This is a genomic window from Methylomonas sp. MK1 (assembly GCF_000365425.1).
Classification (GTDB): Bacteria; Pseudomonadota; Gammaproteobacteria; order Methylococcales; family Methylomonadaceae; genus Methylomonas.
Map to the genome: position 1 here is coordinate 394,398 of NZ_AQOV01000001.1, position 22,265 is coordinate 416,662.

The following is a 22,265-nucleotide window of genomic DNA, read 5'->3' on the forward strand; positions in this document are numbered from 1 at the left end:
TATCCATTACAGATAAAGGAGGACGAGAAGATGAACAGAACGATTTTCAGCGGTTTATGTTTGGCTGCTTTGGCTTTAATGCCGTTTGGCTTGGCTTTCGCGGAAGCCCAACCGCCTGCTAAACCCGAACATGGCGAATACCGAGACTGGCGTTTGTTGGGTGTATCTTTGCGCCACGACAAAAACAGCATGCGCGCCATTGTCGGTAACCATGTAGCTATCGCCGCCGCACGTGCAGGTAAAGTCAAACCATGGCCGGACGGCAGCATCATCGCCAAAATTAAGTGGGGCGAAAGAAAGCATCCGAATTGGGAACAAGCGACTGTGCCAGGCGAATTCACCGCTGCGGAAGCGATGGTGAAAGACAGCAAGAAATACGCTGATACCGGCGGTTGGGGTTTCGGCATTTGGGAAGGCAAAAGCTTAAAAATGCTGGATCAAGAAAAATCAGCGCCGTGTTTCGCTTGCCATTTGCCCATGAAAGACAGCGACTACGTTTATACCCTGCCTAATCTCCAATAAACGCGTTTTTTTTTTTTTTGAGACAAGAGGCGGGGTCATTCGCCTCTGATTGGGTTGCCCATCAAACTGCCGACATGGGCGGCAACACTGTTAGCCAACGCGCTTAAATTGTATCCGCCTTCCAATGCTGAAATGATTCGCCCCTGGCAGCAGGCATCGGCGATGCAAAGCAATTCGTCGGTAATCCAGCGATAGTCGTCTTCCACTAGGCCAAGTGATGCTAAAGGGTCGTCTCTGTGGGCGTCGAAACCGGCGGAAACCAAAATCAGTTCGGGGTTGAATGTTTTCAGTGCCGGCAAAATGGACTGGCGATATTTATCCCGAAAAACCTCGCCGCCGCTGCCGGTGGGTAGGGGAACATTGATAATGTTCCCGACACCGCATTCCGAGGGATGGCCGGTGCCGGGGTAATGCGGCCATTGATGGCTGGACGCATAGAGCACTTGCGGCTGTTCGCAAAAAGCCGCTTGGGTGCCGTTGCCGTGGTGCACGTCAAAATCCACGATGGCTATCCTGGTCAGGCCGTAGCGGCTGCGGGCATATTCGGCGGCGATGGCGATATTGTTGAACAGGCAAAACCCCATCGCATAATCCGGCATGGCATGGTGGCCGGGAGGGCGGGTAGCGCAAAAGGCCCTGGCGTTTTGACCGGTGCAAATTCTATCGACGGCATCGCACACTGCGGCCACCGCGCGCAGAGCCGCTGGTTTGGAGCCGGGCGATACCACGGTATCCGCGTCAAAATTGGCGTAGCCTTGTTCAGGGATAGTTGATAGCACTTTCGCTATCATGGCTTTGCTGTGTATCAAGCCAATCTTATCTTGGATATCGGTGGGAATATCGGGTGCGATTCTTTGCAATTGTGCAAATTGGGGTGCCGACAACGCTTGTTCGATCACATGGAGCCGGTCGATGCTCTCTGGATGGGCTACGCCGGTGTCGTGGCCCAAAAAATCCGGGTGACTATAGTAAAGTGTGCGCATAAGCTTACTCCTGCGGATGTTGCTTAAAGTCGTATCTTTATCGGATTGGCTTCGGCAGTGTATATCCCTTGCGCAAATATATCTATAAATATTAATTGGTTAGCAAATTTTTATTGAGCTGAGTTGTTGTGCTGGGGTATAGCGGCAAGGGGTCTTTCGTGGACAATCAACCGCTGCGGGTGATGGTGTCGGCCGTGGAAGAGCTTTGCAGGAATCGCTTGGCCTCAAGCGATTCCGCATGATTTCGACTTAAAAGATTGGCTTTGAATGAGCTTTCAAAGCTCTCTAGTCTGACTAAAATGAATGTCGGGCCAACGCTCTTCGGTCAATTGCAAATTCACCCGACTGCTGGCCAGATAAACCAAATAGCCGCCGCCATCTTCGGCAAGATTTTCAAAGGCCTTGTTCTTAAACTCTTCCAGTTTGGCCGGATTTTTCGCGCTGACCCAACGCACGGTATTGATCGGCGAAACATCGTAAGCACATTCCACGTTGTATTCGTTTTTTAGACGATGGGCGGTGACATCAAACTGCAAAATACCCACCGCACCAAGGATTAAATCGTTGTTTTTCAGCGGGCGGAACAGCTGGGTAGCGCCTTCTTCGGTCAATTGAATCAAACCTTTTTGCAGCGCTTTGGCACGGAGCGGGTCTTTTAACACCACACGGCGAAACAATTCCGGCGCGAAGTAAGGGATGCCGCCGAATTTCAAGACTTCGCCTTGGGTAAAGGTGTCGCCGACTTGAATGGTGCCGTGGTTATGCAAGCCTATGATGTCGCCGGCATATGCTTCCTCGACGTTTTTACGGCTATCCGCCTGAAAGGTAATGGCGTTGGCGACCTGGATGTTTTTGCCAATCCTCACATGATTGACCTTCATACCTTTATCGAATTTGCCGGAACAGATTCTTAAAAAAGCCACGCGGTCGCGGTGAGCCGGATCCATATTGGCTTGGATTTTAAACACAAAGCCGGTGAATTTTTCTTCATCGGGCATCACTTCGCGTTGCTCGGCTTGGCGTGATCTAGGACCTGGCGCGTATTCCGCAAAGGCGTCCAGCAATTCGATGATGCCGAAGTTATTGATCGCCGAACCGAAAAACACCGGCGTTTGTTGACCCGCCAAATATTTAGCATGATCGAATTCGTGGCTGGCACCTTTTACCAGTTCAATCTCGTCGCGCAATTCTTCCGCCTGATAGCCTAGCAGTTCGTCGAGCTTGGGATTGTTCAAGCCTTTGATGATTTCGGCCTTGGCGATACGACCGCCGTGGTGCGGACTGAACAGCAATATCTCATCTTTATACAGCTGATAAACCCCTTTGAAGCGCTTGCCCATACCTATCGGCCAAGTCATTGGCGTACATTGAATTTTTAGCACGCTTTCGACTTCGTCAAGCAGTTCGATCGGTTCGCGGCCTTCGCGGTCCAGTTTGTTGATGAAGGTCAGGATTGGTGTATCCCGTAGCCGGCATACTTCCATCAATTTGATGGTCCTATCCTCTACGCCTTTCGCCACGTCAATCACCATCAACGCCGAGTCTACGGCTGTTAATGTCCGGTAAGTATCTTCGGAAAAGTCTTCATGGCCCGGGGTGTCCAGCAAATTGATGATGCAATCATTATGCTCAAACTGCATGACAGAAGTGGTGACGGAAATCCCCCGCTCTTTTTCCATTTCCATCCAGTCGGAGGTGGCGTGGCGGGCCGCTTTGCGACCTTTGACCGAGCCGGCTAACTGAATGGCGCCGCCGAACAGCAGCAATTTTTCAGTGATGGTGGTTTTACCGGCGTCGGGGTGGGAGATGATGGCAAAAGTGCGGCGCCGCTTGTATTCAGGGAATTCCATTGATTGTTTTATTTGAATTTGCATAGTTGTGTACATAGCTATATACACAAAATTAAAAGTACATTTCCGGCAATGCGATATGTGTTGCCGGAAAATTTTGGAATTATATCGTAGATTCTTCCCAGGGGATGACGTCGTCCAAATCCCGGAATGGCCTCACATTAAAAGTAACCCAAGGGGGTCATTAAAAACGGGTCGTTGCCTTACATTGTGTGTAGCCGAAATCAAGCGGGTTACCACCATGGAAAAATACCTAGGACACGCCTATTTGCAAACCATCCGGAATCGCTATCGACAAAGCAGACTCCCCGCGAACAGCATACCAAACCCAATCCGTTTGCTCTTAATGCCGCCACTGAGCAACAATTGCAACTCATTTTTTCTCACGTCCGGGTCACCTCTAATGTGAGGCAAGGACTTTGGTCTTGCGGATACTCTTTTCTATAAGGCAATACGTTATGTCGCGAAGCAAAATAAGATCAATTCCCCGCCAACTAATGTGGCTGAGTTAAAGATTATCGCTTGGTTTTTGCGATGCGGGCCTTGCTCTGTCGCAGGATGAAGGCTTAAACAGCCCATGGTTTAGCAGTGCTCAACACGCACGGCTTAACTTTAGGGGATTGCGGCCATCTAAAGAAAATTCGGCAATTCGCTACTAATCTCCTCCACCACCTTTTTTAACCATCATGCCCTTACTCGGGTTATAGCCCATGATTGCCGCCCCCATAAACAGTAAAAATGCGGCGCCTGTAAAGATCAGCGCTTGCTGGTTAAATTGCTCGTACAACGCAAAACGAATCAATTCCACTGCTTGCGAGAATGGGTTGTATTGCGCCAGGGTTGACAATACCTCGCTAGACTCCTTGATCTTCCATAGGGGGTACAGCGCCGTAGACATGAAGAACAGCGGGAAAATCACGAAGTTCATCACCCCGGCAAAGTTCTCCAATTGTTTGATGAACGACGACAGCAACAAACCCAAGGCGCCCAGCATCATGCCAGCCAACACCAACGCCGGCAGAATCCAGACATAGCCGATCAACGGTGCTTGAATATCGTACAGCCAGGCGATGCCCAGGAAAGCGTAGGATTGCAGCACACCCACCGCCGTACCGGCGATCAGTTTGCTGCACAACAAAAACCAGCGCGGCAACGGGCAAACCAGCAACATGCGCATGCTGCCCATTTCCCGGTCGTAAACCATAGACAGCGAGCTTTGCATGCCGTTAAACAGCAGAATCATGCCGAGCAGGCCAGGGGTGATATACACCTCATAGAGAATATAAGTTTCGTAGGGCGGCGCAATCGCAATGCCCAACGCGGCGCGGAAACCAGCGGCAAATACGAATAGCCATACCAAGGGCCGCACCAAGGCGGAAACGAAGCGTTCGCGCTGATGTAAAAAACGCAGTAATTCGCGACCAACGATGCCGATCGTTGCCCGCCAGTAATGTAACAGCCTCATGCTTGCGATCCTTGAGTCAGTTTTTGGAATACCTGGCCGGGATCGGCCCAACCGGTGCTCTGCAATATCTCCGAGAGTTTGCCGCTGGCTTTGACCTGGCCCTTATGCAGCACGATCAAACTGTCCTCGGCGGCGATTTCGTCGATCAAATGCGTCGCCCACAGCACTGCTAGATTCTGCTGACTAACCAAGTCATGCACATGGCTAACGATAGCCTGACGGCTCGGCATGTCCAAGCCCACGGTTGGCTCGTCCAGCAACAGCAAACTGGGCTTGTGCAGCAAAGCTCTTGCGATTTCCACCCGGCGCTTGTGGCCGCCGTTCAATTGCCTGACCTTTTCACCGCGCCGTTCGAACATAGCCAAACGCTCCAGCTCTTCCTGTATGCGCTTGTCGGCGGCTTTTCGGCCTATTCCATGCAAGGCCGCGTGGTAGCGCAGATTTTGGGTCACCGATAAGTCCGGGTCCAGTGTGGTTTGTTGAAAAACTACGCCCAAGCGCGCCAAGGCTTGCAGACTTTGTTTTTTTAGATCAAAACCGCAAAGCTCGATGCGCCCTTCCCTGGCATCGTAAAGCCGGGTGATCAAGGAAAACAGCGTGCTTTTGCCGGCACCGTTAGGCCCCAGCAAAATCGTGCATTCGCCGGATTGCACATTAAAACTCACGGCATCCAGCGCTTTTTTCGCGCCGTAGGCAAAACTCAGGTTTTCAACCGCTAACGCAATCTCGGTCATGGTTTAACCGCCACGCCCCAAGGATAACGGCCCACCGCCACAGACTTGATGACTTTGTGATTTTCCAAATCGATGATCGATACATCGTTGCTGACGCCGTTGGTGGTGTACAGACGTTTTTGATCCGGCGAAAACGCCAGATTCCAAACCCGCTGCCCAACTAGCAAAAATTTTTCAACTTTATAGGTTTGGGCATTAATCACCGCGACGCGATTGGCCGGTCCCATCGCCACATAACCGTAACGGCGCTCCTTATCAATCGCGATCCCCACCGGCTGAATCTGATCGCTGCTGACGCCTTGTACGTCCAGTTTGATGTTCTGCACGATCTGTTTGGACGCCGCATCAATGATGGTCAGCGTGCCGGCCATTTCCGAGGTGGCCCACAATTGCTGGCTGTCGTCGGTAAACGTCACAGCGCGCGGCCGCGGATCGACCAGCGTGTTATCCGAAATTTGCCGAGTATTGGTATCGATCCAATGCAGCATGTTGGTAGTTTCAGAAGCGCTAATCGTCCATTTGTTGTCAGGGCTGACGGTAATGCCTTCCGGCTCGACGCCTACCTTGACCTTAGCGACGGCTTTTTTCGCCGCAATGTCGATCACCGTCACTTCCGCATCATCTTCATTGGACACGTACATGAATTTGCCGTCCGGGCTTAACGCGAAAGTTTCAGGGTCTTCGCCGGACGGCAGTTTGCCTATTTCCTTCAGCGTTTCCGAGTCGATTATGCGAATGGTGTTGTCGTCGCTGGTGGCAACGAACAAGGTCTTGCCGTCCTTACTTATCGCTATGCCGCGTGGCCGCTGGCCGACCGGAACGGTTTTGACCAGCTTGCCTTCGACGGGATCGAGCACGGCAATCGCATTATCTTTTTCCAGTGTGACGAATACGGTTTCGGCTTGCGCGGCCGAAGCCAATAAGACGGCGGCCATTCCGGCCATTTTTATCGGGTGCATAAATTTTTCCTTGGTATGCCTGATGTCATTTTACTGATCTATTGGGTAACGAGGATTTGCGCTTTACTAACAAATCGATGTAATCCGCGGAGATGAATGGTTATAAAACCCATAACACGCTATTTCACAACAAATATCCTCCCTTAGAGCTGGGAAGTTTAACCTGAAGCTCGGCGGGATTACATCCTTTCGCCAAATGGGAAATTATCCTAATTGAACCCGACTATTGAATATCATCGCTCCCACTTATATGGCAATGACAGCTAAAACGAATTGGCCCAGTTAATACGCCTAAGTCGGAACCCGGCTTGAGCAATCACTTCACACCCGTGCTTTTGCCAAAAAAATCGCTGAGACCTGTACGCTAGAACAATACCGAACTGACTACCATCAAGGCGAAGATATGCGCAACGCTCGGCATTTGTTATTTGCATCGCAAAATCATACAAAGAAAGTTGCCTAAAAAATTAATTTGTATCGGCAAGACTTCGCAAATGGCCGTGAATATTCACTTCGGACTAACAAGGACATAGAAATGAAATTTTATCTGATAACGGAAGACCAACTGGAAAACCTCGGCAAAAAGCACGATTCACTGCTTAAAACCGGAACCCTGTGCGATCTAATGCTGGACATCGCGTCGAATGCAGACGATTTTCAAACCTTCGATGCGGCGTTGGAAATGGCCAACAGCGAATTGGATAGGTTGGAACTGTTTTTCGATACCTGCGATTTAGTTTGAACCTATAAACGCTGGCTTTCTTGGAATCAAGCTTAGGCATTTGCTTAAAACCCGGATTCGCGTACCAGCACCGTCGCCACTTGCCGGACAAGACGATGCAACAGACTAGTGGCGGGAGTATCCAGTCTGACACTACCACGCCTTTCCCCCGGAAAATGAGCGAGGTTCTGACTCTCAGCCTCCGGCCTTAAGATGATGCGGTAAACGGCGCTTTCCGGCACAGCTTGTTGCTGCGCATCGGACCGGGCAGCAATATCGCCGCCGTGCATCGAAGCCAACAGCGCCGGGATCCGAGCCGCCCCGCCTTGATCGATACGCTCCACTCGGCAGGTTATCGGTGACATCCCCGGTTGATCGGGATAAAACACCGCACCATCGGCCTGCCCCGCCGCCTGTAAATCCTCTTCGGCCACATAGGCTTCGATCAATTGGCTGCGCGGATCGGCTACAATCAATAAGGCCTCGCCTTCCTTCAACCACTGCCCCGCTTGGGCCTGGTTGTTTAAATCCAACGCCAAGCCGTCAAACGGTGCTTGTATCGTTAACTGGGTTTGCTGATGCCGAAAACCGGCTTGCTTTGCGCCGGCCGATTCCAGTTCCTTCAGCAACACCTGCCGGCGCTGATTCAAGTTTTGCTCCAATCCCTGATATGCCAGTTGCCATTCGACCAACTGCCCTTCCAGCGAGGAATTGCGGGCTTGAAAATCCAGTTCGCGCGAACTTAGTTGCGCCAACAACTCGCCGCTTTTCACCGCTTGTCCGGTTTTGACCTGCCAGGCATCCAGGCGCGCCGCGGTTGGCAAATAGATTTCGGCGTAACGCTCCGCCTTAATCAGTGCCGGCGCATTGACATGGCCTTGCCACGGCACAATCAAAACCGCGATGCCCAGGATTAGTACCAACAGAGAGGTTCGACTCCGCGGACTAGTCCAAACATCGGCTCCCAGGTTTTTCCAGGCCGCCAGCTCAGACCAGATCGGACGCAGAATAAACCACCCCACTTCCACCGCCATCATCAACAGCCCCAACAACTTAAAGAAAAAGTGATAGACCAGTAGTGCGATACCCAGAAACAAAAAGAAACGATACAACCAAGTGCACCAGGCATAGCCGATAAAAAACCAGTGCCAGTGTTTAGGTAACGATTCCGGCAGCGTCTGATCCAATCCAAATAGCAAACGCCGTAAATGCCAGCGGTTGTAGGCAAATGCCCGTGGTTGCAGATTTTCGATTCCCAACCAGTCGGCCAACAAATAATAACCATCGAAGCGCATGAACGGACTGAGATTGATGGCCAGCGTCATGATCCAGGTTGAGGTTGCCAATAAAAACACCCCGCTACGTAACGGACCGTCCGCCAGGAAGCTCCAGGCCAAGGCCGCAAATACCGCCAAGCCCAACTCGGCGGCAATCCCAGCCCCGGCAATCGCCACCCGCTGCCGACGCGAACTGAGCTTCCAGGTTTCGCTGGCGTCGGTATACAGCATTGGATACATCACCATGAACGCGACACCCATGGTCGGTACTCGGCAACCATAGCGATGCGCGGTCAAGGCATGACCGAATTCATGTAGCGTCTTGGCCAGCATTAAAGCCAAAAAATATTGCGCCAACCCGGACCAATTGAAAAAGTGCGGAAATGTCGCCAAGAAGCGTTCCCATTGCCGGGACAGTAAAAACCCGGCCAGCAGCGCGCAACCCATCAACAACACGGCGAATTGCCCGCTGTAGATCCAGGCCAAGCGCGGATACAGCCAAGCCAGTAAGGCATCCGGTTTTAGCAAGGGAATTTTAAAAAACAGATAATTATGCAACAGCCATTGCGCCCAGCTTTGCTTGCGCATCGCCACCTGTTGCCGCAGCCGTTGCAGCCCGGCATCGCCGCTCAGGCGCAGCAGGTTGTTGTGCAATAAAAATTGAGCGAATGCGCCGACCTGACTCGCATCGAGACGCAAAGTGGTTTCGCGGTTCACGGCTTGGGCAATCGCTTCCGTTTGCCCCAAGGCCCAGCGCGCTAAAATTTCGAACTCTTGCCAGCCGATCCGAAAAAACCGGTTATTGGCCGGATCATGCAAGGTCCAGGTCGGGGCGCCATCCAAACCTTGAGGCCCGGGTAGGCAATGCAACTCTTCGCGCAGCGGCGCCAGGGCCGACGCGGCCTCTACAACCCCAGCCATTGCCGCAACCCGGACAGCGGTCGCCGAAACAGGTAATAAAACAACGTCACCCGTTGGCCGTAAAGTTTGGCGGTGCCTTTCAAACCGATGCGCGGCAATTGATCGGCAGCCGCCAAGCGGGCCTTGACCCGATACGCCAACACCTGATCGGTGCCGACTTCGGCCTGATAGCTGAGCGCATACACCTGAGCATCCAGTGGGTGTTGCGGATCAATGTTCAAAAACATCACCGCTTCGGCACCATCGGCCAGTTCGATAAAATCGGCAACCGGCACCCGCATTTCCAGTTCCACTCGCGTCGGATCGGCCAGATTCAATATCCGTTCGCCCAAGGCCACCGGCCGGCCAATCCAGTCGTGTACATCGCTGAATATTGCCACGCCGGCATGCGGCGCCCTGATTTGCGAGCGTGCCAACTGTTCCGCCAGATACTCTACTTCGGCTGCATGCTGCTCCATCCGGCCTTTCAGCACCGTCATTTCCGCCTTGCTGTCGGCATCGAACATAGCCTGCTGGGCGGTCTTGCGGTATTCGGCTTCGGATACCGCCAATACTTTGCGTGAGACTTCCAGGCGATTGGCAATATCTGTGTTCTCCAGCGTCAACAGCAATTGCTCGGCGGCGACGGCTTGATTGGGTTGAATCTGAAAGGTGTCGACCACGCCTTCCAGAGGCGCGCGAATCACCGTCGGTTGGGCGGCAATCACTTCGGCTGGGGCCAGCACTGACAGTCGCACCGGAATGAATAGCAGCAAAATTACCGCAACCGCCCAGCTTTTAAGAGCGGTGAACGTGAAAAGACCGCGCCACCAGGGCTTACGCGGCTGCAAAGCCTGCCAGGCATGGGCATAGGCATCGCTCAGTTCGGCCAGCAACACCGCTTCACCCTCCTGCCACGCTTGCTCGCGCGCCAACAGCCATCCGCCCAGTGTCCGCCCCTGAACTTTCAGCGGCAGCCATAAACCGCAGACCGGCAGCCATTGCTGCCACTCTATCCGCAAGCTCTCCGGTAAATCATCGGCATTTAATAATTGATAAGTGGAATTATTGCCGGTTTGAAACTGCCGCCGACAAACGTCGTTCAGCCAAACAATATAAGGAGCCTGCGCGTCGAGTTGGGCGATACCGGATACCGCCGCCACCGGCTGCATCGGTCTATCCAGCCACAGCGCGGCCTGACGGTATTCCACCAAACTGCGACTCTCGTTGACTATGACAAAACCTAAGGCTGCTAAATCTTCGGCGGCACGCGCCTTGCGTTGCAGCTGTAATAGCAGCGCCAGCCCCCGCAACTGGCGTTGCTGAGGGTCTTCTTGTTGCACAGCCAAATCAATGCGCCTTATCCGGGAACAGCGCCCGGCCGCTCATGCCCGCCAGCAACTCGCTATGCTTGCCGGTAACCCGGCCAGTGATCGAAACTGTTTGACTCACCGGATCGATGCGAGCACCTAAGGTCACAACCTCCGCCGAATAGTCCCGGTCCAACTCGTCGATGTGCACCTTAAATACCTGTTTTGGTTTTAACCAGCGCAGCCACAAGGACGGCACGATTAATTTGATTTCCAGCTGGCTATCGTCCAATACATCCATGATCGGATCACCCACTTTCAAATGCTGATGCTCATGCGCCTTTAGCGCCGCGACCCGACCATCGAACGGTGCGTGAATCCGACATTTTTCCAGGCCGGCCTTGGTCAGCGCGATGTCGGCTTTGGCTTCACCCAACTTGGCTTTGGCCACATCCACTTCCAGCGAACTGACCGACTCCAATTGCGACAACCGGGAATTGACGTCATAGGTCTTGCCGGCACCGTCTGCCGTAGCTTGGGCTTTTTGCAACTGTGCCTGCTGGATTGAGCAATCGAAACCCACCAGCACCTGACCTTTTTTAAAGCGCTCGCCTTCCCGCACCGTCAAATCTTTAATCACCGCCGCCACTTCCGCTGACAGCGTGGTTTCGTTGCGTGGCATTAGTTGGGCGCGGATTTCGGTTTCGACAGACGAAGATTGCGCGGGAGCCGGTTCGGCCGAGGCATTGGACAAAGACAAGGCGGGCAATAGGGCTAGCGTCCATACATACAATGATTTTCTCAGAATCACGATTTGCCTGCCCCTGTCGCTGCTTCGCTGGTATTTTCCGGCTGCGGATCGTCAGTGGCTTGCACCGGGTAATGCCCCTGGTTCCATTCCTGATCGATGGCTTCAATGGCATTGGCCAGGGTATCGACTGAGTCATCTGCCATCGTCGCCGGCAACGGATCAAAACCCAAGGACACATATAGTTTGCCCAAGGCATCTTGAGACTCGGCATAGGCCTGGCGGCGCTGCAATTCCGACAATACCGAATCGACCGACACCCGAATCCGCTCCACAGAACTCATCGCTTCGGTCAACTCGCTATTCAGTACATGGTGATGAATTTTTTGGTTAACGTCGTCCAGTTCGGAGCTACGTTGGTATTGTTTGTCCGCCAAGGCCAGCTGTTGCTGCGCCAGATGAACCTGAGTCAGAATCGCCATGTGCGCGGCCAAGCGCCGCGAATGCGCCAAGGACTCCTGGGTTTCGGCGGTGGCGATCGCTTGCGGAGCGGAGAGCAATTCGAACAGGTTTTTGGAAATCTGCGTACCGATCTCACCCCAACTTTGGTTTAACAGATAAGAGTTGGAATCGTAATTGCCGCCCAGCTGCACTTCCACACCGGGCAATAAACGCAGCATGGCTTTTTTGACTTCGGCTGAGCCGATGCGGGTCTGATACATTTCCTGCCGTAGTTCCGGCCTCAGCTGTAGCGCCAAATCGCCCATTTTGTCTATACCCAATTGCGGTTTAACCACCTGCGGCCAGGGATTAACGCTATCGTCCGCCAATTTAAAGTCCTGATTGGGCGGCAAATTGATCAAACCCGCCAATTCGGATTTGGCCATTTGTTGCTGTTCCAGCAGTCCTTCCAGGCGGCGAACAATTTCCAGCAGACTTTTGCGATAACGCAGCGCGTCCAGCGGTGAACGTAGTTTTTCCGCCTCGGCCTGTTCGGCCAGTGCCAAGGCGTGTTGCGCCTCGGCCAACACTGGCTGAATCCTGGTGGTCATCCGCTGCGCGCTCAACGCCCGCCAATAAGCACTACGCACGTCTTTCATTAAATTATGACTGACTTTACGACGGCTTTCGGCGGTCACCAAAGCCTTGTTGCCTTCCTGCTGCGCGCGGAAATAGCTGACCCCGAAATCCAGAATGTTCCAGCGCAGACTCAAATCGCCCATGAAACGGCTACGATCCTGGGACGTCGAGGTTTCCAGCGATTGCCGACCGGTGGAAATCGAACGGCTGTTGGAGGCATTGAAATTATCCCGACTTCGATACCCGGCCGAGGCCACCACATCCGGCAACAGATCGAAGCGCGCCAGGGTTGCCTGGCCTTCCGCCACCGCCCGCTCCATCATCTTGACTCGGTGATCGAGGTTATATTTCAGGGCGCGCGACATGGCCTGATACAAGCTCAACGGCCCGGTCACAGGCTCCTGCTGTTGAAACAGCTTGACCTGATCGCTGCCGATCTGGCTTTGCCGCTCTTGCTGGGTCAACGGTGCCGGCGCCAACGAGCAACCGTTCAGTAATACTGCACCGATAGCCACCGCCAATAGGCTAGGGACAGACCGATAGACGAGTATTGAAAGATATTTAGCCATAACCAGTTCCTGTTTCAATGAATTCATGCGGCATCCCGCGGTTCGGCGAACACACGCGCCAGATTTTCCAGCAAGGCGTCGGCATCCTGCTGCGTGCGTTGCGCACCGAAGCCTTGCAGCTGCGCGCTAAGCGGCATTTTGCCCAATTGAGCGCGCGGCTCTCCGCCGGCCGGCCGGCCCTGATTGGGTATGCCCTGACTACCATGACCTTCCTGCCCGCTCGGTCTGCCTTCGCCGTTATGGCGCTGCCCCGGCTGTTGAGGTTTCAACACCACGGTAATCACGGTCTGATTACCCCTGCCGTCGGTCGCGGTAATTTTAACCACCGTTCTCTCGCCGCTGCCTTCCTTCAGGCTCAATCCGCCGGTCGCGGAATCGAAACGCACCCAGGAAGGCAGACTTGCACCGTCGGCTTGAGCCGCCTGAAAAGTAACGCCTGTGCTGGTATCCAAACCCAACAATGCCTCGGCCGGCATGGTGAAACTGTTATTGCTACCGGTATCGAGCTGAGCCTCCATTTGCAGCGAGGTGGTTTGCGTGCCGGTGGAAGACATACCCGAGTCGCCGAAACTGCTCGAGAAAACCGAAGGTCCGAAACCGAAGCTGCCGCCAGCACCGCTACTGCCGCCCAAGCCACCCCCTAATCCGCCGCCCGCGCTCAACGCACCGGAACCTACCGATCCGCCGCCTGGGACGGTCGGCGCGCCGCCCGCGCCAAAGCCGGTCCCAGTGTTGATCGGCTGTATCAAGTTGCTCGGGATCTGACTGCCAGTCGTAAACGAACCACTGCTGAAGCCGCCTGATGAGCTGGAATTGAACTCCACGGTTTGCGTGGCATTGGTGACATTGACACTCGTCACTGCGAGGGTGGCCGTTGAAATGACAATTTCGACCTTACCCAGACCGTCGGTATAACTGGCGGTAACGACAATGGTTTTATCGACATACTCCGGGGCCAGAACCAGGCTGGGACCGATCCCCAGGATGTTGCCGTTACCGTCTTTCCAGGTGTAGACGATGCTACCCAGACCATCTGCATCCGCAAGCGTATTGCTGACAGTGAGTGTTTCGCCCACGATAGCAACACCGCTTATCGTCACATCCCCCGTCGGCGCGTCGTTAACATCGATCACAATCGGAACCACTGCGGTCAGCACCACATCATTGCCGGTACCGCTGGCATAGCTCACCGTGTAAAGGTCGCCATTGCTGGTCAGCTCGGCACCTTCGGCCACGTTGCCGAAAATACCGGTCGCGCCAGTGACGGCGTCGGTGCTATCGTTGTCGATCAGCCGATAGGTAGTACCGCTGATCGTTGTATAACCGCCAACCCGCGTAACGGATAGGGAACCGCCGTTCAGACTGACGATACCATTAACCGCCACCTGGTCGAAATCGGTTCCGCCCACCCCGCCGGCGCCTGCCACTTCGGCTTCCATGCCGCCGCTCACCCGCAGATTACCATTGACCGTCAGCCTGCCGATGCCGTTATTGGCGCCGGCCACGCCCGGCGCCAGCGTCGCGCCGTCGTTAATGGTCAGATTGTTGGTCGAGCTGGCCGCGAAGACACTGCCCGTGCCGCCCAGCGTTGCCCCCGACGATACCGAGAGGCCGCTGGTGGCGCCCAGCGAGCCGGTGACCAACAGCGTACCCGCCGACACTGAGGTAAGCCCGGTGTAACTGGAGGTAGCGCTCAGTGTCAGCGTGCCGCTGCCAAGCTTGGTCAGCGCGAAGCCTCCCGACACTGCACCGCTTAACGTTAACGATCCGGCGGTAGTGCCGATGGCGCTGTCGGCACCCAGCGTTACGCCGCCGCTCAGTAGGTTGGTGCCGCCGACATTGAGCAACGCGCCGGCGCTGGCGATACCGGTACCGCTCAGCGTCAACGTTTCGGCCACGGTAATATCGCCCTGAAACGACAGGGACGCCCCGGAGGACACCGTCGTTCCCCCGCCGGCGGAACCCAAAGCGGCTGCATTCCTCACCTCCAACTTACCCGCGCTCACCGTGGTGGCGCCCGTGTAAGTGTTATTCCCGCTTAAGACAAAGGTACCGCTGCCGGATTTGTTGAGATCGCCGTCACCGGAAACCACGCCGGAGACTTCGGTCGAGGTCCCATTCCCTCCGACGGTCAGCGTCCCCGAATTCAAAGACACATCGCCGGCACCGGCAATGGAGCCTATCGTTTCGTCCGTCCAGGCGGTGAAAGTTGCACCCGATGCCACCGACACCGCCGTCGTGTCGGCCAAAGCGCCGCCCACCCGATCAGCAATCAGCGTACCCGCCGAAACCGTGGTAGCGCCGGTGTAGCTGTTGTTCCCGGTCAGCGTCAACGTGCCGGAACCGGTTTTGCTCAGACCGCTGGTATTGGTGGAGGAGATCGCGCCGGAAAAAACGGTGCTGGTGTTGTCGCCGCCCGCCGTCAACCTGTAACTCAAAACAACGTTGCCGGCGCCGGCCAACGAGCCTATGGTTTCGTTCCCGCCGTTCAAAGTCAGGGTAGCGCCGCTGTCCACGGTCACCGCGCTGCTATCGCCGATGCTGCTACCGCCTTCCAACGTCAATCCGCCGGCGGACACGGTGACCGCGCCGGTGTGGGTATTGGTCGCGGTCAGCGTCAACGTCCCGGAGCCGGCCTTGTTCAGCGCCTCCGCGCCGCTGAGAATCCCCGACAGGGTGACGGCGTTGGCGTTGGTGATGGTCGCCGACGTGCCGGGATCACTGTCGTCCAGAAGGGTGATGTTGTTGGACACCGTCGTGCCGGTGCCGGTGATGGCCAGGGTGCTGCCGCCCTCCACCGTCACGGCGCCGGTTCCCAGATTCATGGCGCCGGTGGAACTGCCGGTGATGCTCACCCCGTTGGCGCCGCGAATGGTGGTGCCGCCGGAATGGCTGTTGTTTCCCGACAGCGTCAGCGCAGGGCCGCCGGTCTTGGTCAGCGCCCCCGTTCCGCTGATGATGCCCGACAGCGTCGCAGCGCCATTGGTGACGTTGATAGTGCCGTTGCCGCTTCCCAGCAAGATGGCATTGTCGATTGTGCCCGCGTTGGCGAGGTTGAGCGTGCCGCCGTTCAGGGTGACGGCTCCGCCAAGCAGCCGGCTGTCCGAAGCCACCGACACTGTGCCCGCCGTCACCGTCAAGGTGGAGGCGGCGCTGGAGTTGCCGGTATTGCTCAAAGTCAGCGTGCCGGCCCCGGCCTTGGTCAGCGCTGCCGATCCGCTGAGCTGCCCCGACAAAGTGGCGGCGCTGGCGTTGCTAATGGTGGCGTCGGCCGACAGCGCGATGGCGTTGCTGAAGGTGTTGCCGGCGCTGGTGATCGTCAGGCTACCGCCGTTCAACGTCAGCGTGCCGCCGACCATCGTCGTGGCTGTCCCTACCGACAGCGTGCCGCCGGTCACCGTCAGTGCCGTGGTGGTCGCGGCGGAGTTCGACGTGCTGGACAGGGTCAAGGTGCCGGCCCCGCTCTTGGTTAAAGTCGTCCCCGCTCCACTGATGGCGCCCGACAATGTAACGGCGGTGCTATTGTCTAGTGTGGCGTTACCCGACAATGTCAGGGCGTTGTCGATGGTAGTCGCGCCGGTGACGATTAGCGTCGTGCCGCCGGCCAAGGTCACCGCGCCGGAGCCGAGGTTGGCGTCGGTCGCCAGACTCAACGTGCCTGCGGAAACCGAGGTATTGTTGTAAGAGTTACTTCCCGACAGCACCAGGGCACCGGCACCGGCCTTAGTGATATTGAAACCGCCGCCGATATTGCCGCCGATGGTCAATTGGTCGGACGTAACGCCCAGAATTGTAGCGCCGGTCAGCGTCACGTTGCCGGACAGGATGTTGGTGCCGCTGACGTTGTAAATCGCCCCCGCGCTGGATATGCCAGTCCCCGCCGCCGACACTGCTTCGGCCACCGTGACGCCGCCCTGTAAGCCCAACGCGGCGCCGCTAGCCACCGTCGTCGAACCGGCAGTGGTTCCCAGCGCATTGTTATGCGCCGCCACCAGCGTGCCGTCGTTGACAGCCGTCGCGCCGCTGTATGTGTTGTCGCCCGACAGGGTCAACGTTCCCGCGCCCGCTTTCGTCAAAGCGCCGGTGCCGCTGACGATCCCCGACAAAGCAACCGCATTGGCATTGCTAATCGTGCCGTCGCCGGTCAGCGCGACGGCATTGCTAACGGTGACCCCGCTGCCGGTGACGGTCAGGCTGCCGCCGTTCAGCGTCACAGCCCCAGCCCCCAAGTTAGTCGAGTCGGCGACGGTCAGGGTTCCGCCGATGACGGTGGATGAGGCAAGAACGTTCGTCCCCGACAGCGTCAGCTCACCGGCCCCGGCCTTGGTCAGGGCGTTGTTGCCGGCAATGTTCCCCGACAGATTGACGGCGTTGGCATTGGTGATGGTGGCGCCCGCCGACATCGCGAGGTTGTCGTCTATGGTGCCGGCGGAAGTGATGGTCAGATTACCGCCGCTCAAGCTGACGGTGGCACTGTCCGAGCCCAGGTTGGCATCGCCGTCGATGCTCAGGGTGCCGGCCGCCACCGTAGTATTGCCGGAATAGCTGTTGCTGCCGCTCAGGACTTGCGTGCCCGCCCCGCTCTTCACCAAATTGCCGGCGCCAGTGATATTTCCCGATAGGGTCAGCGTGTCGCCCGATCCGTTGGTGACGGTCAGCGTCTTGCCGCTGGCGATAGAGATGTCACCTCCGACGGTGATGCTGTTGACCACATCGGCGTCCAGCGCAATGTTCTCGCCGATTGTAACGCTGGATCCCAGCGTTACGGTCCCCAAGCCAGAGGCGAAACTGATCGTGGCGCCGCCCGCCCGGTTGGCGATACCGACGGCCTCGCGCAGGCTGAGGCCGGTACCGTCCGCCTTTTCCGCAGCGTAAGTGCTGCCGCCGTCCGCATCATCGGTAGTGGTATCCACGACCAGCGCGTTGGTAACGGCAATGGTGAAACTCTGGCCGTAGTTGTTATCACCGTCGTTCACCCGGATCACCACCGTGTAGTTCCCTGGAGTGGTCGTGGATGGACTAGCCGCTTGAAACGTGGTGCCGCTGATATTGAACAGGTCGTAAGTAGCCCCGGAGGTGTTGGCGTCGACCGATACGACCGAGTAAGTCGGACCGCCGCCGTCGACATCGGTGCGGCTCAGGGAACCGATCGCTATATTGCTGCCGCTGTCGTAGGTGGATGCGGTGGTGGCGCTCAATGCGATAGCGGTCGGAGCGTCGTTGACGGCGGTAAGGTTTACGCTCGATGTAACGCCGGTGCTAGTCTGTGCACCCAAGCTTTCGGCATTGGCATCGGTGATTGCCCAAGTAATCGTGCGACTGGCCGAGGTGCCGGTTGGGTTATCGGACGAGCTGGAATAGGTCACCGAGCGCAGTGCGGTTTCGTATTGGGATTTGGTCGCCGTGCCGGTCAAGGTCAGTACGCCGGTGCCGCTGTTGTAACTGCCTGTAATACCGTTCTGATTGGTGAAGCCTAGCACGTCGCCGGTAGTGAAGCCGGAGGAAATGGTGGCGGTAGCACCGACCATATTCGCGTCGTCGGTGTCGCTGACCGTCATAGTCGAGTCGATCGCCGCGGCAGAGCCGTTTTCGGTGTAGGCTAGTGCCGCGCCGGCAGTAAGCACCGGTTTGGTGTTGGTCGCCGTGACATTGATGGTGGAGGTCACCGCGTCACTGGTTTGCGCACCCAAGCTTTCGGCGTTCGCGTCGGTCGCCGCCCAGGTCACGGTACGGCTAGCCGAAGACAAGGCCGGCGTGGCGGAACTACTGGAATAAGTCACCGAACGCAAGGCTGTTTGGTACTGGGCCTTGGTGGCTGTGCCGGACAGAGTCAATACGCCGGTGCCGCTGTTGTAGCTGCCGCTGATGCCGTTCTGATCGCTGAAACCCAGCGTGTCGCCGCTGGTGAAACCCGAGGAAAGTGTCACCGTCGCACCGGTCATATTCGCATCGTCGGCGTCGCTGACCGTGATCGTGGCATCGATGGCCGCCGCCGACCCTGCCTCGGTATAGGCTTGGGTCGCGCCTGCGCTTAGCACCGGCTTGGCGTTGCTCGCCGTGACGTTGATCGTCGAAGTCACGCCGGCGCTGGTCTGGGCGCCTACACTGGCCGCATTGGCGTCGGTAACCGCCCAGGTCACGGTGCGACTGGCGCTGGACGAAGTCGGCGTGGCCGAACTGCTGACATAGGTGACCGAGCGCAGTGCTGTTTGGTATTGGGCCTTGGTGGCGGTACCGGACAGGGTCAGCACGCCGGTGCCGCTGTTGTAACTGCCGGTTATGCCGTTTTGCGTGGAAAAACCCAGCGTGTCGCCACTGGTAAAGCCCGCCGACAGCGTCACGGTGGCCCCTGCGATACTGGTGTCGTCGGCGTCGCTCAAGGTAATCGTGGTATCGATGGCCGTGGCCGATCCGCCTTCGGTGTAAGGTAATGTGGCGCCGGCGGTCAGCACAGGTGCATCGTTGACGGCGGTGACGTTGACGGTGGACGTCGCACCGCTGCTGGTCGCCGGACTGGCGTTAGCGTCGGTCACGGCCCAGGTGACCGTACGGCTCGCAGAGGACGAGGTTGGCGTTTCCGAACCGTTGGAATAAGTGACCGAACGCAGGGCTGTCTGGTACTGTGCCTTGGTGGCGGTGCCGGACAGCGTCAGCACGCCGGTACCACTGTTGTAGCTTCCGGTGATACCGTTCTGGTTACTAAAACCCAGTGAGTCGCCGCTGGTGAAACCGGACGAAAGGGTCACAGTAGCACCGCTGATATTGGCATCGTCGGCGTCGCTCACCGTGATCGTGGAGTCGACGGTCGCCGCAGAACCGTTTTCGGTGTAGGCCAGCGTCGCACCGGCGGTGACAACGGGTGCGGCGTTGCCGCCGCTGACAGTCACTAACTCATCTACCGAAGTACTGCCCCCATAGGATGCGTTGTGAGTAGTTAAAAATGCATATTGCACCGTTCTCTGTGCAGTGCTCGCTCCGCTGGTAGCGGTAAAGCCAATCGCATCCGCCAATGCCTGCACCATGGTATCGGTAGCGCTACTATTAAATGAGAAAATTATCCCATTGGTGGAATCATAGGGCGTGATAGTGGCAAACGAGGTGCCGGCGGCGTAACTAGCGCCGTAACGGACGTCGGTGCCACTTACCCAAATGGTTCCCCCGCTTACCAGCCCAACCGAATCATGAGTAGAATCGTTGTTGGCGGTTATCTTGACTGTGAGATTACCACCATCCCAATAATTGTAAGCGCCCACAGTGATACCATTATCCAGCGGTGCCAATGGCGAGCCTATGCTGTAAGTCGCTGGCGTCGAGGTATGGGTACCGTTGGCGACTGCTACAAAACCGTAATAACCGCCAAAAACCCCATTCGAATCAGCCGCAGTGCCGAATTTACCGGCTACGCTGGTATTGGTGGAAAAAGTTACATTCCGGACACCTATGTAGCCGGCATTAAAAATGGCAGCGGCAGCATCACCGCCCTTGGGGTTTGCACCTCCATAACCGCCTGCGCCCCCTCCACCTGCCTTATTGTTAGAAAAGCTGGAATTGGTGATTGTCAGTGTGCCCGCGTTGTAAATAGCGCCAACAGCTTTACCCCCGGCACCGCCTTGATTTCCACCAGCGCCGCCACCGCCACCGCCGAAACCGCTGGCACCGCCACCAAAGCCTGCCGACCCTCCGTTCGTGGTACCGCCGAGACCGCCACCGCTATTGGTGCCACCCGCGCCGCCAGTGCCGCCGCCGCTTATTGTGTTGGCACCACCTGCACCGCCCGCACCGCCCGCACCGGCGCTGCCAGTTCCCCCGGCACCATTAGTGCCGCTACCGCCATTCCCTCCTCCGACGCCAGCAAAACCACTGCCCCCGCCGCCGCCGCCGCCGCCAGCACCAGCATAGGAATTACCAACGCCACCACCGCCACCACCGGTGGCAACGTTGTTGCTCAAGGTGAGGCTGTCGGCAGTTACCGTGGCGCCGTTGGCGATGTAAAGTCCGGCACCAAGCGCATCGCCGCCGGGATTGCCTGCACCAGGGCTATAACGACCAGCACCACCAGCGCCAGCCAACAGTCCTTTGTCGATGGTTAAATTATTCAGAACTACGGTACCCGAGGTAATCCTGAATACGGCACTGGTGTAATTCGCGGTGATCGTAATCCCACTTCCCCCGTCTATAGTCAGGTTCTTGTTGATGGTCAACACACCCGAGGAAAGCGTAACGGTCGATCCACCCATAGAGGTAGTATCAAAAGCGATGGTGTCGCCCGATATGGCGGCGGCAATGTCGGCGCGCAAACTTCCGGCACCACTATCAGCGCCGCTGGTCACAGTTAAGGTAGCAAGACCATATCCGTAATTGTCCATAGCCGCTTGGCTGAAGGGATTAACGGCCTCAATAGCACCGGTGGTAATTTCCAGGTTCCAATCACCGCCAATACCGGTGCGGTTATTGGATGCCGCCACGTCGGCGCCGGTAAGTTCGGCGAAACTTTGCACGAATTGGCCGCCGTCACTACTTTCCGCAAGATTGCAAGAATATATCTGAATGTCGCCCTCGGCAGTCAAAGCCTCACCGATCTGTGCCAATTGCGTGGCATGTTGCTGTAGCCTATCGTTAGTCAGCCAAGTATTCCCTAACCAAATATTGGCCTGATTACCCTCGGCGAGGATAACCACCGAATCGATATGAGTACGGTTTGCCAAGTAGTCGGCCATTTGCTGCAATCCGTCTTTACCAGCCTGCAGGTAGACCACCTCAGCATGGGAATCTACTCCGCGCAACAACGACTGAGAATCCCGCACTCTGGCATCTACAAAAATTATCGTGTCACGGGCAGGCGACAATTCCGGCACTGCCGTAGCCGATTCGGGCGGTGTGTATGCTGCAGCTGCATCAAGCAGAGTTTGAGTGTCATGCGTCGGTGTAGCGTTCGTCGCAGTTTGTAGCGCATCGCCCGAATGGGAGTCAGGTACAGATGCATCCGCAGTAGCGAGCGCAGCCCCATCGAATAAGATGCGCGGTTCTAAGGCGAAGGCACGTAGAACCTTCGGAGACGGGAACAGGGCAACGGGTGCAGAATTGCTCGCCGATGGTTTGTTACTACTGTACTTGAAGACTCTCATGGCGGCTTTCCCTATTAAATCG

Annotated in this window: 12 protein-coding genes; 2 read left to right on the forward strand and 10 right to left on the reverse strand. The window is 56.4% G+C overall.

Annotated features, from left to right (window positions below):
• The first annotated feature begins 30 nt into the window (after window positions 1-30).
• A complete protein-coding gene (locus tag G006_RS0101690; protein WP_020481425.1) occupies window positions 31-522 on the forward strand; it encodes a cytochrome P460 family protein in 492 nt (163 codons plus the stop codon).
• Between the two features lie 35 nt (window positions 523-557).
• Here G006_RS0101690 and G006_RS0101695 read toward each other — a convergent pair whose 3' ends face one another.
• The 5 genes from G006_RS0101695 to G006_RS0101715 form a co-directional block, all read right to left on the reverse strand.
• Window positions 558-1,505, reverse strand: a complete 948-nt coding sequence (locus G006_RS0101695; protein ID WP_020481426.1) for a histone deacetylase family protein — start codon at window positions 1,503-1,505, stop codon at window positions 558-560.
• A gap of 275 nt (window positions 1,506-1,780) precedes the next feature.
• Entirely contained in the window at window positions 1,781-3,379 is a 1,599-nt protein-coding gene (locus G006_RS0101700) for a peptide chain release factor 3 (RefSeq protein WP_268743560.1), read from the reverse strand.
• A 631-nt stretch (window positions 3,380-4,010) separates the two neighbouring features.
• Window positions 4,011-4,820 (reverse strand): ABC transporter permease, encoded by an 810-nt coding sequence (locus G006_RS0101705; RefSeq protein WP_020481428.1) that lies wholly within the window; start codon window positions 4,818-4,820, stop codon window positions 4,011-4,013.
• Window positions 4,817-5,554 (reverse strand): ABC transporter ATP-binding protein, encoded by a 738-nt coding sequence (locus tag G006_RS0101710; RefSeq protein WP_020481429.1) that lies wholly within the window; start codon window positions 5,552-5,554, stop codon window positions 4,817-4,819. Before G006_RS0101710 ends, G006_RS0101705 begins: the two co-directional genes overlap by 4 nt.
• Window positions 5,551-6,513, reverse strand: a complete 963-nt coding sequence (locus G006_RS0101715; RefSeq protein ID WP_020481430.1) for a PQQ-dependent catabolism-associated beta-propeller protein — start codon at window positions 6,511-6,513, stop codon at window positions 5,551-5,553. The genes G006_RS0101710 and G006_RS0101715 overlap by 4 nt, the downstream gene beginning before the upstream one ends.
• 535 nt (window positions 6,514-7,048) lie before the next feature.
• Between G006_RS0101715 and G006_RS0101720 the strand changes: the two genes are divergently transcribed.
• On the forward strand, window positions 7,049-7,255 hold the full coding sequence (locus tag G006_RS0101720; protein ID WP_020481431.1) for a hypothetical protein: 207 nt from the start codon (window positions 7,049-7,051) through the stop codon (window positions 7,253-7,255).
• Between the two features lie 44 nt (window positions 7,256-7,299).
• On the opposite strand, the gene G006_RS0101725 is transcribed toward G006_RS0101720, so the two are convergent.
• Genes G006_RS0101725 through G006_RS28170 form a run of 5 tightly spaced genes read right to left on the reverse strand, consistent with a single transcriptional unit; the run spans window position 7,300 to window position 22,243 of the window.
• Window positions 7,300-9,432 (reverse strand): efflux RND transporter periplasmic adaptor subunit, encoded by a 2,133-nt coding sequence (locus tag G006_RS0101725; RefSeq protein ID WP_020481432.1) that lies wholly within the window; start codon window positions 9,430-9,432, stop codon window positions 7,300-7,302.
• A complete protein-coding gene (locus G006_RS0101730) occupies window positions 9,417-10,754 on the reverse strand; it encodes an efflux RND transporter periplasmic adaptor subunit (protein WP_235048867.1) in 1,338 nt (445 codons plus the stop codon). Before G006_RS0101730 ends, G006_RS0101725 begins: the two co-directional genes overlap by 16 nt.
• 7 nt (window positions 10,755-10,761) lie before the next feature.
• Window positions 10,762-11,532, reverse strand: a complete 771-nt coding sequence (locus tag G006_RS0101735) for an efflux RND transporter periplasmic adaptor subunit (protein WP_020481434.1) — start codon at window positions 11,530-11,532, stop codon at window positions 10,762-10,764.
• Window positions 11,529-13,145 carry a TolC family protein gene (locus G006_RS0101740; protein WP_020481435.1) on the reverse strand — a complete coding sequence of 539 codons (1,617 nt, stop codon included), beginning with the start codon at window positions 13,143-13,145 and terminating at the stop codon, window positions 11,529-11,531. Before G006_RS0101740 ends, G006_RS0101735 begins: the two co-directional genes overlap by 4 nt.
• A complete protein-coding gene (locus tag G006_RS28170) occupies window positions 13,142-22,243 on the reverse strand; it encodes an autotransporter-associated beta strand repeat-containing protein (RefSeq protein ID WP_152428780.1) in 9,102 nt (3,033 codons plus the stop codon). Before G006_RS28170 ends, G006_RS0101740 begins: the two co-directional genes overlap by 4 nt.
• Between the last annotated feature and the right edge of the window lie 22 nt (window positions 22,244-22,265).